Source organism: Cryobacterium adonitolivorans, assembly GCF_004402695.1.
In the GTDB taxonomy this organism is placed as follows: Bacteria; Actinomycetota; Actinomycetes; order Actinomycetales; family Microbacteriaceae; genus Cryobacterium; species Cryobacterium adonitolivorans.
Genome location: NZ_SOFL01000024.1, coordinates 64,329 through 75,916, shown reverse-complemented (window position 1 = coordinate 75,916; position 11,588 = coordinate 64,329). Strand labels below are relative to the sequence as shown.

Annotated in this window: 13 protein-coding genes; all 13 read left to right on the top strand. The window is 69.2% G+C overall.

Annotated features, from left to right (window positions below):
* Window positions 1-353 precede the first annotated feature (353 nt).
* Window positions 354-881: a hypothetical protein gene (locus tag E3O42_RS07730; RefSeq protein ID WP_134453387.1), complete on the top strand. Its 528-nt coding sequence runs from the start codon at window positions 354-356 to the stop codon at window positions 879-881.
* A 128-nt stretch (window positions 882-1,009) separates the two neighbouring features.
* A complete protein-coding gene (locus tag E3O42_RS07725) occupies window positions 1,010-1,276 on the top strand; it encodes a flagellar FlbD family protein (RefSeq protein WP_134453386.1) in 267 nt (88 codons plus the stop codon).
* Window positions 1,277-2,089 carry a motility protein A gene (locus E3O42_RS07720; RefSeq protein WP_134453385.1) on the top strand — a complete coding sequence of 271 codons (813 nt, stop codon included), beginning with the start codon at window positions 1,277-1,279 and terminating at the stop codon, window positions 2,087-2,089.
* Complete coding sequence (locus tag E3O42_RS07715; protein WP_134453384.1) at window positions 2,086-3,009, top strand: OmpA/MotB family protein; 924 nt, start codon at window positions 2,086-2,088, stop codon at window positions 3,007-3,009. Before E3O42_RS07720 ends, E3O42_RS07715 begins: the two co-directional genes overlap by 4 nt.
* 94 nt (window positions 3,010-3,103) lie before the next feature.
* Entirely contained in the window at window positions 3,104-4,012 is a 909-nt protein-coding gene (locus tag E3O42_RS07710) for a flagellar motor switch protein FliM (protein ID WP_241984710.1), read from the top strand.
* A complete protein-coding gene (gene fliN / locus E3O42_RS07705) occupies window positions 4,009-4,782 on the top strand; it encodes a flagellar motor switch protein FliN (RefSeq protein WP_166787925.1) in 774 nt (257 codons plus the stop codon). Before E3O42_RS07710 ends, fliN begins: the two co-directional genes overlap by 4 nt.
* Window positions 4,783-5,361, top strand: coding sequence for a flagellar biosynthetic protein FliO (gene fliO / locus E3O42_RS07700; RefSeq protein WP_134453382.1), 579 nt, complete (start codon window positions 4,783-4,785; stop codon window positions 5,359-5,361). It begins immediately after the preceding gene.
* Window positions 5,362-5,450: 89 nt separating this feature from the next.
* A complete protein-coding gene (gene fliP, locus E3O42_RS07695; protein WP_134453400.1) occupies window positions 5,451-6,257 on the top strand; it encodes a flagellar type III secretion system pore protein FliP in 807 nt (268 codons plus the stop codon).
* Window positions 6,257-6,532 (top strand): flagellar biosynthesis protein FliQ, encoded by a 276-nt coding sequence (fliQ, locus tag E3O42_RS07690; protein ID WP_088456015.1) that lies wholly within the window; start codon window positions 6,257-6,259, stop codon window positions 6,530-6,532. Before fliP ends, fliQ begins: the two co-directional genes overlap by 1 nt.
* The gene (locus E3O42_RS07685) at window positions 6,533-7,291 is read left to right on the top strand and encodes a flagellar biosynthetic protein FliR (protein ID WP_134453381.1); all 759 of its coding nucleotides are present in this window, start codon (window positions 6,533-6,535) and stop codon (window positions 7,289-7,291) included.
* On the top strand, window positions 7,291-8,388 hold the full coding sequence (locus tag E3O42_RS07680; RefSeq protein WP_134453380.1) for an EscU/YscU/HrcU family type III secretion system export apparatus switch protein: 1,098 nt from the start codon (window positions 7,291-7,293) through the stop codon (window positions 8,386-8,388). Before E3O42_RS07685 ends, E3O42_RS07680 begins: the two co-directional genes overlap by 1 nt.
* A complete protein-coding gene (locus E3O42_RS07675; protein WP_134453379.1) occupies window positions 8,389-10,440 on the top strand; it encodes a flagellar biosynthesis protein FlhA in 2,052 nt (683 codons plus the stop codon). It abuts the gene before it with no gap.
* The gene (locus E3O42_RS07670; RefSeq protein WP_134453378.1) at window positions 10,415-11,584 is read left to right on the top strand and encodes a hypothetical protein; all 1,170 of its coding nucleotides are present in this window, start codon (window positions 10,415-10,417) and stop codon (window positions 11,582-11,584) included. Before E3O42_RS07675 ends, E3O42_RS07670 begins: the two co-directional genes overlap by 26 nt.
* The last annotated feature ends 4 nt before the right edge of the window (window positions 11,585-11,588 follow it).

Below are 11,588 nucleotides of genomic sequence, written 5' to 3'. Positions count from 1 at the left end.
TCACCGCTGTGAGCGGCGAAGGTGTCTACGATACTCGACTGGTTTGTCATGCCCCGAATCTAGCCCGATTACGAAGCTTTGTGTGAGCAAATATCAACTTGTGGATAACTTTACTTGGGTCATGCTGAGGCGGTGATATGCACTTGGCCGATCCTCCGCTGTGTCAGGAGCAAGGCACACGTCTCTGATTGATTCAGACTGTGATCTGGCGTTTAGATGTCTTGCTCCTACCGCCAAAGAACGCTAGCTTCACAGTATGGGACACCTGAGAACGGCAGCAGTCAGGGGGATACGGGCCGTGGCGCGTCACGGAGCATGCCGGCGCCGGGCTCGCTACTGACTACGACTCCATCATGGCGCGTGAGATCTACCCCGGTTACACCCTCGCCAAGTTGAACTACTCGCCTGAAGAGCAGGAATGGGCGCTCTATCAGAAGCCCTTGGGCGACGCCGCGCATGTCATCGAGACCGACTTCATCGACCACTTCGCCTTCGCCTATTTCGGGCCGTCGCGCTCCGTCACCATCGGATTCGCCGGCGACGCTCCGGCCGGGGCGATCGCGGCGCTCGACGCTACCGGTCTGCCGTACTCCACTATCGAGGGCGTCGGATTCACCGTGGTCGACTCCCAGGCAGCGGTGAGAGCGGTCGGAAAAAAGGTCACCGACGCATTGGTCGAGGCGGCGCTGATGCCCGCTGTCCTGTTCTCGGTGGGCTCGGATCCCACAATCCAGCCCGGCTCGATCGTGGTCACGATCACGGGAGACGAGGCGGCAACGCGCCAGGCGGGGTTGGCCGCCGTCGGCACCCCGTCGGTCAGCGGGCCATTCTCCGTGACCGTCATCGAAGGCGGCGGGAGTTTCTCCTTCGTCGCGAATTAGCCTGGCCGCAGGCCGCACGTCTCCAGAGCCCGTCACCGTCGCATCGGTCGCCTGCTAACGCAACTCATGGAGCGGCCGACAGTGTTCTCGACGGCTGCTGGAGCCGTCCGGGAACCAGGGACGGGTCCATGATCGTTGTAACCAGGCTGAACGACAGTCAGTTCGCGATCAATCCCGACCTCATTGAACGCATCCACGTGAACCCGGACACCACCCTCGTGATGGTGGACGGCGCCAAGTTCATTGTCACAGAGAGCCTGGCCGAGGTCATCGAGAAGATCGCGGCCTACCGGGCCCACGTGATCGGCCTGGCCTACAGCGCCGGAGATGGTTCCGTCGGCGACCCCGACACCCGACCGGACGCCGTTGTCCCCCTGCGCCCCCGGAGAATATAGATGGATCCCGCAACCCTGATCGGCATCGGTCTCGCCTTCGGCGCGCTCTTCGCGATGATCACCATCGAGGGCTCGCAGATCACCGCGATCCTGCTGCCCGCCCCGATGGTGCTGGTCTTCGGCGCCACCATCGCCGTCGGCATCGCTGGCGGAACCCTACGCGACACCGTCAAGGCCGTCAAGGCGCTTCCCGGTGCCTTCCTGGGCAAGACCACCCCGCCCCAAAAGCTCATCGACCAGGTCGTCGGCCTGGCCGAGAAGGCGCGCAGCTCCGGCCTGCTCGCCCTCGAACAGGAGGCCGACACGATCAGCGACCCGTTCCTGCGCGGCGCGCTGCAGAACATCGCCGACGGCACCGACGGTGACGAGCTGCGCATCCTGCTCGAAGACGAGATCGCCACCCGCACCAAGGAGAGCCGCAACGCGGCCAAATTCTTCACTACCCTCGGCGGCTATGCCCCCACGGTGGGCATCATCGGCACCGTGATCTCGCTCACCCACGTCCTCGAGAACCTCGACACCCCGTCCACTCTGGGCCCCATGATCGCTGCGGCGTTCGTCGCGACGCTGTGGGGGCTCCTGTCCGCGAACTTCCTCTGGCTTCCGATCGGGAGCCGGCTGAAGCGGCTCTCCGACATCGAGGCCGAACGGATGACCCTGCTCATGGAGGGCGCGCTGGCCGTTCAGGCCGGCAGCCAGCCCCGCTTGCTCGGCGAGCGGTTGCAGGCCATGGTGCCCATGGCATCGGCCAAGTCCGCCAAGGCAGCCAAGGCCGGCAAGTCCTCGACCAAGCCGCTCAAGAAGGCCGCGTGAGCGGACGCGGCCGGGGCCGTGGTCGCGGCCTGGAGGAGGAACACGAGGAGCACGTCGACGAGCGCTGGATGGCCTCGTACATGGACATGGTCACCGTGCTGATGTGCATGTTCATTGTGCTGTTCGCCATGTCGACGGTGGACCAGGCCAAGTTCGTGCAGCTGAAGAACTCGCTGGCAACGGGCTTCGGCGCGGTTGATGTGGGCAAGGTCGACACCGCGGAGGGCATCGTGGTGCCGGCCGACCTGGTCGATACTCCGTCGGTGAACCAGGATATCGGGCTCACTGACCTCGATCTCGCGATGGCCGAGGTCGACGACCTCACCGCCGTGCAGGCGGCCATGCAGGCGGCGCTCAGCGCCGTCGGTCTCGACTCCCTGGTGGAGTACACCATCGATGAACGAGGTCTCTCGGTGGGCCTGATCGGATCGGAGACCTTCTTCGAACCCAACGTCGCCACCCTCAGCGGCCAGGCTGTCTCGGTGCTGGACACCATCGGCCCGGTGTTGGCCGGCAGCCAGCGCGAGGTGTCGGTGGAGGGCCACGCCGACAGGCACGGCGTGACCATCAACTACCCGACCGACTGGGAGCTCTCCAGTGCCAGGGCCACCCAGGTGCTGCGGCACCTGGTAGAACGAACCGGGGTGGCGCAGGAACGGATCGGCGCGATCGGCTACGGTTCTGCCCGACCGGTGGACACCGGAGACGATCTGGCCGCGATGGCCCGCAACCGCAGGGTCGACGTGGTGCTTCTCTCCAACCAGCCCGATAGCGTGCGGGCGCTGATCCCGTCGGTGCTCGACGGCACGGCCGTGCCCGACGAGACGGCACCGGCCGAGAGCGTACCGGCCGACAGCGAACCGGCCAACAGCGTCCCGGCGCACGGCGGAGAGAAGCCGGTGGTCAGCACGGGCCACTGACGTCGCGGGCAGCACCGGCGCGACGGAACAATCGGCACCGACAACTTTGCCGATGGCGCTAACATCCGTTTCTGGCCGGCCGATAGTGCCAGTCGTGACGGTCCAGGAACACATCAGCACCGGCGTGCCCGGAAAACCCGTGCGCGCGGTGGAAGTCTACGACTTCAGCCGACCGACGACGCTGGCCCGTGACCACGCCAGGGTGCTGGAGCTGGCCTTCGAGACCTTCGCCCGCCAGTGGGGCACCCAGCTGACCGCCCAGGTGCGGATGATCTCCCAGGTCACCTGCGAGCAGGTGGTGATGAGCGGCTACGACGAGTACGCGGCCTCCCTCCCGGCCACGACCACCATGGTGCTCTGCACCGTCGAGGGCCTCGAGGCCCAGGCCGTCCTCCAGTTCCCGTCGGCAGCGGCGCTCTTCTGGGTCGCCCACATGCTCGGTGGCACCGGGTTGCCTGCGCCACCGGAGCGCCCCTTCACCCAAATCGAACAGGCCCTCGTTCGCCGGCTGATGGACGATGCTCTCGAAGACCTGCGGTACTCGCTCGGTGCGCTGCTCACCCTGCCCATCGCGGTCGGTGGCATCCAGTACAACTCCCAGTTCGCGCAAGCGGCGGCCACCTCCGACCTGATGATCGTGGCGTCCTTCGTCGTCAGGGTCGGCGACAAGACCACGGCGGCGACCCTTGCCCTGCCGGCCGAGGCACTGCTGCCCCAACTCGGCGAGCCCGGTCCGCCCATGTCGGCGACCCCGCCGGTGGACCTGCTGCGCGCCCAGCTCGGCTGGGTGCCCGTCGACGTGTCGTTGCGGCTCGCGGACGCGCGGGTCCTGCCGAGCGCCATCCTGGCCCTCGCCGTCGGCGACGTCCTCGCGATCCCGCATCCCACCCACCGGCCGCTCGACCTGGTGGTGGATGGCCGCACTCTCGCCCGCGCGGCCGTCGGCTCCACCGGCTCCCGCCTGGCCTGCATCATCATCGACACCGAGGAAAAGACTCCATGACGATTCATAGCCCCGCCTCCGCCCAGTCACCGTCAGCCGTCCGCGGCCCCGGGGTCATCGGCTCCGGGCTCTCCGACGGTGTCGCGGGCGCGGCGGTCGACGCTCTGCTCACGGTGCTGCCCACGCCCACCGTCCTCACCGCGATGGCCGGTTCCGGCGCCGTCGTCGTCGGCCGCGCCGGGGGAGCCGTGCACGGTGCCGTCGTCGCTTCGTTCGTCGGGGCCACCTCGGCCGACCTCGCCGTGGTACTTGCCGATCCCGGCTCCCTGGACGCGGCGGGCGGCGCCGAGAGCGGACTCGTCTCGCGGGAGGACATCATCCGCCCGGCCCTCGAGCGCGCCGCGGGTATCCTCGGCCTGGGCGTGCTGGGCGACGCGCGGATCGACGATGCCACGACCCTCTTCCTCGACCCGGAGACCGTGGTCTTCGACCTCGTCGGCGGCGGCGTCACCATCGGCTGGTTCGCGATCCGCCTGCGCCAGAACGGCGCGGCCGCCGCGGCAGGCGACCGCACCGTGGTCGGCAACCTCGGCCGCATCAACAGCGTCGAGATGGCCCTGACCGTCGAGATCGGCCGCACCCGGATGACGGTACGAGACGTGCTCGCCCTCGAACCCGGCGCGGTCGTCGAACTGGACCGCTCCGTCGGGTCGCCCGCCGACATCCTCCTCAACGGCCGGCTGATCGCCCACGGCGAGATCGTCGTCGTCGACCAGGACTACGCGGTGCGGATCACCAAGATCCTCGACGTTGCCGAGAGCCTGACCTAGGTGGACACCGTCGTCGCCGCCCTGCGAGTGATACTGTCCCTGGCCGTCGTGCTCGGGCTGCTCTGGGTGCTGCAACGACGCCTGAGCCGGGGCGCCGGATCGCGCACGAACAACGTGGTGACCGTGGTGGGCCGGCAGGGCCTCGGCCAGAAGGCATCCGTCGTGGTGGTGGATGTCGACGGCCGCCGCTTCGTCCTCGGCGTCACCGAGCAGTCGATCAGCGTGCTACACGACGCCGAGGCAGAGCTGGGTGCCGCCGCGGAGAGCCGCACCGTGCGGGCCGGCGCCGGCAACGATCGGTCGGCGGTGGCGTTCGCCAGGTCGCTGCACGCTGCATCCGGTGGCCCGACCCTCGTGCCGACGGCCGGTGACGAGAAAACCACCGCAGCGCCTGCCACCGCAGCGCCTGCCACCGCAGCGCCTGCCACCGCAGCGCCTGCCACAACGGAGCCGGCCACCGAGCCGCCGCTGACCTTCCGTCCGCGCCGGGACCGCAGCACCGGCGGCCGCCTCGGCGGTTCCATCCTCTCGCCGTCGACCTGGCAACAGACCGCCGCACTGCTCCGGCCCGGCCGGTGAACACGCTCCACACCCTCGGCCGGCAAGATCGCGCGTCTCACGCCGCCGCCGTGCGGGAGCGACGCCGGCGGCTGACCCACGTCCTCGTCATGGCGGCGCTAGTGGTCGTCATCGTCGCGGCCCTGATGCTCCTCGTCGCCTCGACCGGCCACGCGGCACCCCTGGCACCCACCGAGCCGATCGTGCCCACCGACCCGGCCACCCCGACACCGGTCGCCACCCCCGGCGCGGGACTCACCGTGGAGATCAACGGTCCGAACGGGGAGCCGTCCTCGGCCATCGTGACGCTGATCGGAATCACCCTGCTGTCGGTGGCTCCGGCGCTGCTGTTGATGATGACGTCGTTCACCAAGATCTTCGTGGTGCTCGCCATGACCCGCAACGCCCTGGCGCTGCCGTCGATCCCGCCGAACCAGGTGCTCGCGGGCCTCGCCCTGTTCCTGTCGCTGTTCATCATGTCGCCCGTGCTCACCGACATCAACACCGAGGCACTGCAGCCCTACCTGAACGGCTCGATGACGTTCGATGACGCCGTCACGACGGGGTCGGAGCCGCTGCGCACCTTCATGCTCGCCCAGACCCGAGAAGAGGACCTTGCCCTGATGGTCCGGGTCTCCGACCAGCCCAACCCGGCCAATCCCGACGCGGTGTCGCTGCTCACCCTGATCCCCGCGTTCATGATCTCCGAGCTTCGCGCGGCGTTCATCATCGGCTTCGTGATCTTCATCCCGTTCCTGGTCATCGACCTGGTGGTGTCGGCGGCGCTGATGTCGATGGGCATGATGATGCTGCCGCCGGTGATGATCTCGTTGCCGTTTAAAATCCTGCTTTTCATCCTCGTCGACGGCTGGGGCCTGATCATCACCACCCTGGTCAACAGTTACCGGGGTGGCTGATGGATTCCAACGCCGTCCTGGACATCGGGCTGCAGGCCATCGTCGTGTCCGCCAAGCTCTCCGCGCCCATCCTGATCACCGCCCTGGTTGTCGGCTTCGCCATCTCGCTGGTGCAGTCCATCACCCAGATCCAGGAGGTGACGCTCTCGTTCGTGCCCAAGGCCATCGCGGTCTGCTTCGCCATGCTCATCTGCGGGCACTGGATGATCTCCGAGATCGTCTCGTTCACCACCAACCTGTTCGACAAGATCCCCGGCCTGATCGGCGGCGGCTAGGTGAACATCACCCTCGACTTCGCCTGGCTGGAGGCGGTGATGCTGGCCGGGGTGCGCATGGTCGCGTTCCTCGTCGTGGCACCTCCGTTCTCGTTCAACGCGTTCCCGCTGCGTGTCAAGGGCATGCTCGCGGTCGGCCTGGCCCTGGCCGTCGCTCCCCGGGTGGTGCCCGGCTACGCCTCGCCGGACACCGGCGGTTTCATCGTCGCGCTGCTGCTGCAGATTGTCGTCGGCGGGGTGCTGGGGTTCCTGGTGCTCGTCGTGTTCTCCGCCATCCAATCCGCCGGCAACCTCATCGACCTGTTCGGCGGCTTCCAGCTCGCCCAGGGTTTCGACCCGCAGTCGATGGTCAACGGCGCCCAATTTACCAGGCTGTACCAGATGACCGCCCTGGCGCTCCTGTTCGCCTCCGGCGGCTACCAGCTGATCCTGGGCGGCCTCGCCCGTTCCTTCACCGCGATGCCGGTCGGCGGCGGCATCGACCTCGCCGTGCCCATGCAGGCGATCACCGCCGCCGTCGGCCAGATGCTGCTCGCCTCGGTGCAGATCGCCGGCCCGCTCATCGTGGTGCTCTTCCTCGCCGACGCCGGCCTGGGCCTGCTGACCCGCGTGGCCCCGGCCCTCAACGCCTTCGCGCTCGGCTTCCCGCTCAAGATCCTGATCACCCTCACCCTCGGCGCCGCCGGGTTCATGGCCCTGCCCGGCATCGTCGCCTCCCTCACCGATGATGCCGTTGCCGGCATGTGGGGCGTTCGCTGATGAGTGACTCGGGCGAACGTACCGAACAGGCCACCGAGAAGCGGATGCGCGAGGTGCGCTCCAAGGGCCAGCTGGCCCGTTCGCAGGACCTCACTGCCTGGGTCGGCATCGGAGCGGCCGCCGTGATGATGCCGATGACCATCGAGGCCGGTGCCGCTGCCGGGCGGGTGCAACTGTTCGACATCCGTGCCGTGGCCCAGAACCCCGACCCCGAGCAGGCCCTGCAGCTGCTCGCCGAGGGACTGGGCGCCATGGGCGGCATCCTCACGCCCATGCTCGCCGTGGTCTGCGTGGCGGTGCTGGCGGGATCGGTCGCGCAGGGCGGCATCCACGTGAAGAAGGTGGCCGGAAAGTACGACCAGTTCAACCCGGTCACCGGGCTCGCCCGTACCTTCGGCGCCCAGGCGCTCTGGCAGGGCGTGAAGGCGCTGCTCAAGACCATCGTCGTCGGCGTGGTGCTCACCTCGGTCATCCAGGGGCTGACACCGGTGCTGATGACCGCCGGGGGCCTGCCGGTGACCGTGCTGATCGGCGCGGCCGGGGACGGCACCGCCGCGCTGGTGCAATCGGCGGTGATCGCCGGCCTCGTGCTGGCCGCCGCCGACGTGATGGTCGTGATGCGGCGCAACCGCAAGCGCACCCGGATGACCAAGAAGGAGGTCACCGACGAGCACAAGAGCTCCGAGGGTGACCCGTTGATCCGCTCGCAGCGCCGCGCCCGCCAGCTGGCGATGAGCCGCAACCGCATGATCGCCGCGGTCGCCACGGCCGACGTGGTGCTGATCAACCCCACCCACTTCGCCGTGGCGCTCCGGTACGAGCCGGGCAAGTCGGCGCCCCGCGTCGTCGCCAAAGGGGCAGGAGTGATCGCCGCCCGCATCCGCGAGCAGGCCGAGACCGACACCGTGCCCATCGTCAAGGACATCCCGCTCACTCGTTCGCTGCACAGCGCCTGCGAGCTCGGCCAGGAGATCCCGGTGGAGCTGTACAACGCCGTGGCCCGGGTGCTCGCGTTCGTCCTCGCCCTCAAGACCCGCGGCTCCAGGGCCGGCGTGCACACCATGACCCAACCCTTTCGTTCCTCGGAGGCCACCTAAGTGAACAGCACCCTCGCAAAACTCGCCGTTCCCATCGGGGTGGTCGGCATCATCCTGCTGCTGGTGGTTCCGATCCCCGCAGGGCTGCTCGACGTGCTCATCATCGTGAACATCCTGCTCGCACTGGTGACCCTGCTCACCACCATGTTCGTGAAGAAGCCGCTGGACTTCTCTGTGTTCCCATCGCTGTTGCTCGTGGCCACCCTGTTCAGGCTCGGCCTCAACGTCGCCTCCACCCGGCTGGTGCTGGGCGAGGGCTACGCCGGCCAGGTGATCGCCTCGTTCGGCCACGTTGCCGTCGGCGGGTCGATCATCATCGGCGCCGTGATCTTCCTGATCCTGGTGGTCATTCAGTTCGTCGTCGTCACCAAGGGCGCCGAACGTGTCGCTGAGGTGGGCGCCCGGTTCACCCTCGACGCCATGCCCGGCAAGCAGATGGCCATCGACGCCGACCTCAACGCCGGCCTGATCACCGACGTTCAGGCCAAGGAACGTCGCGCCGAGGTCTCCGCGGAGGCCGACTTCTACGGTGCGATGGACGGTGCCTCCAAGTTCGTCAAGGGTGACGCTATCGCCGGCCTGATCATCATCATCATCAACCTGATCGGCGGCATCGCGATCGGCATGCTGCAGCGCGGCATGGAGGTCGGCGACGCGCTGAACACCTACGCCCTGCTCACCATCGGCGACGGCCTGGTCACCCAGATCCCCGCCCTGCTGATGGCCGTCTCCACCGGCATGATCGTCACGCGCTCCAATGCCGAGTCCGACATCGGCGCCACGGCGTCGGCCCAGCTCACCCAGTCCCGCACCGCGCTGATGATCGCCGGCGCCGCCGCGATCCTGATGGCGCTGATCCCCGGCATGCCGATCATCCCGTTCATCGTCGTCGGCGCCGGCCTGATCGTCATCTCGCAGCGCATCAAGGGCAACGAGGCCAAGGCCAGGGCCGGCGCCGCCGCGGCGGCGGCCGTTGAGGGGCTCGCGCCCCGATCGGACACCGCGGAAGACCTCATCGAGCAGATGCGGGTGCACGCCCTGGAGATCCAGCTGGCCCCCGACCTCGTCGACCTCGTCTCCGGGGCCTCAGACGACCTGCTCGCCCGGGTGCGGGCGCTTCGCCGTAAGGTCGCGATCGACCTGGGCATGGTCGTGCCGCCGGTGCGCACCAGGGACAACGTCGACCTGCCGCCGTCCACCTACGCCATCCGCATCGCCGGGGTCGAGGCCGGTCGCGGCATCGCCCCAGCGGGCAAGGTGCTCGCGCTCGGCGAGAACCTGGAGTCCCTGCCCGGCACTGCCACGGTCGAGCCGGTGTTCGGCCTGGCCGGCAAGTGGGTGCCGGGCGAAATGCGGCCGCGCGCCGAGATGGCCGGCGCCACCGTGATCGACAGGGTCTCGGTGCTCGTGACGCACCTGTCCTCGATCATCACCGGCAACGCCGCCCGGCTGCTCACCCGCGAAGACGTGCGGGTGCTCACGGATGGCGTCCGCCAGGTGAGCCCGTCGGCCGTCGACGACCTCATTCCCGGCCTGCTCTCCCTCGCCGAGGTGCAGCGGGTGCTGCAGGGACTGCTCGCCGAGCAGATCCCGATCAACGACCTGCCGCGCATCTACGAGGCCCTGTCGGTGCGGGCGAAGGTCTCCGCCGATCCCGAGGGCCTCGTCGAGGCCGCCAGGCAGGCGCTCGGGCCCGCGCTCACGGCGCTCTACCTGGACGGCGCGGTGCTCAGGGTGATCATGATCGAACCCGGACTGGAGCAGTCCATGCTCGAGGGCATGCGGCCCAGCGACCAGGGCAGCCAGATCCTGCTCGACCCGGTGCGGATCGACGCCATCCTGGGGTCGCTCCGTACGGCCATGGCCACCGTGGAGGCGAGCGGCCTCACGGCTGTGTTGGTCTGCGCGCCGGCCCTGCGCCCGGCCATCCGCCGCCTCGTGTCCGCCCAGGCAGGCGGCCTGCCGGTGCTGTCCTACGAGGAGGTCACCTCAGCGCGGGTCGCAATCGAGACCGTGGGGGTGGTCCGTGGAACCGAAACGATTGCGGCTTGAGGGCGCCACCCTGCCCGAGCTGCAGGCCCGGATGGTCGCCGAGCACGGCGATGGCGCCCGCATCATCGCGGCCGAGCAGGTCACCGTGGGCGGTATCCGCGGGTTCTTCGCCAAACGACACATCGAGGTGACCGTGGAGCTGCCGGCGGACGACCCGGCCGACGCGCTCGTGGCGGTGCCGGCGGGGCGCGGGCGCGCGGCCCACGCTCGCGACGAGCTCAGCACCAGGCTCGGCATCGCGGCCCTGCTCGACGAAGCGGATGACGCCGAGTCGCGCTTGCACGACGACCGGGCACCCTGGCCGACCGGCGGTACTGTCCCGACCGGTGCTGTCCCGACCGGTGCTGTCCCGACCGGTGCTGTCCCGACCGGTGCTGTCCCGTCCGGCCCCGCGCCGGCTGTTCCCGCCCCGGACTCGGCCAGACGACGAGCACGTGATGCCCTAGCCGCACCGGATGTCGCGTCGACGGGTACCCCGGACTTCGCCCGGCTGATGGACGAGCTGACCTTCGCGACGTCGCCCGCCCGTGCCGCACGAGCCGTGGCTCTGTCGGTGCCGGAGCCTGCGCACTGGGACGCCGTGGCGCCGACCGACGCGGCCGCTGCCGCACCCCAGGACGCGCCGGAACTGACCCCGGGCGCGCCGAGGATCCTGGACGGCCCCGGCGATCTGGTGCTGCTCATCGGGCTGCACACCGATGTCCTCGAGGCCGCCCGGCTGCTCTCCAGCGGACCCACTGCGCCGATCTTCGACGGTCCCGACCACGCCGTCACCGACCGGCGTTCGGCCCTCGCCGCGCGGGCCAGGGGAGTGGAACGGGGCCGCGGCATGATCGTCGTCCAGGGAGTGCCCGCCCGGCCGGACGCTCATCCCGCCGGCACGCAGCACGCCCAGACGGTGACCGCGCTGGGCGCCGACCAGGTCTGGGCCGTTGTGCACGCCGGCCGGAAGCCCTCAGACACCGCCCGCTGGGTACGGGACGCCGGAGCCGACGTCACGATAGACGCCGTCGCGGTGCTCGGCGTCGACTCCACCGCCACCCCGGGAACGGTGCGGGAGCTGGGCCTGCCGATCGGCTGGCTCGCCCCGCCGCCCCGTCCGCCGGCGTCCGCCGGGCCGCCCGACCCGTTCGCGATAGGCTGAGCGG

What these genes read in the sequence shown, in the direction of transcription:
- E3O42_RS07730 (WP_134453387.1), top strand. Translation starts at nt 354, where the DNA reads ATGGCGCGTGAGATCTACCCCGGTTACACCCTCGCCAAGTTGAACTAC.
- E3O42_RS07725 (WP_134453386.1), top strand. Translation starts at nt 1,010, where the DNA reads ATGATCGTTGTAACCAGGCTGAACGACAGTCAGTTCGCGATCAATCCC.
- E3O42_RS07720 (WP_134453385.1), top strand. Translation starts at nt 1,277, where the DNA reads ATGGATCCCGCAACCCTGATCGGCATCGGTCTCGCCTTCGGCGCGCTC.
- fliN (WP_166787925.1), top strand. Translation starts at nt 4,009, where the DNA reads ATGACGATTCATAGCCCCGCCTCCGCCCAGTCACCGTCAGCCGTCCGC.
- fliP (WP_134453400.1), top strand. Translation starts at nt 5,451, where the DNA reads ATGGCGGCGCTAGTGGTCGTCATCGTCGCGGCCCTGATGCTCCTCGTC.
- fliQ (WP_088456015.1), top strand. Translation starts at nt 6,257, where the DNA reads ATGGATTCCAACGCCGTCCTGGACATCGGGCTGCAGGCCATCGTCGTG.
- E3O42_RS07680 (WP_134453380.1), top strand. Translation starts at nt 7,291, where the DNA reads ATGAGTGACTCGGGCGAACGTACCGAACAGGCCACCGAGAAGCGGATG.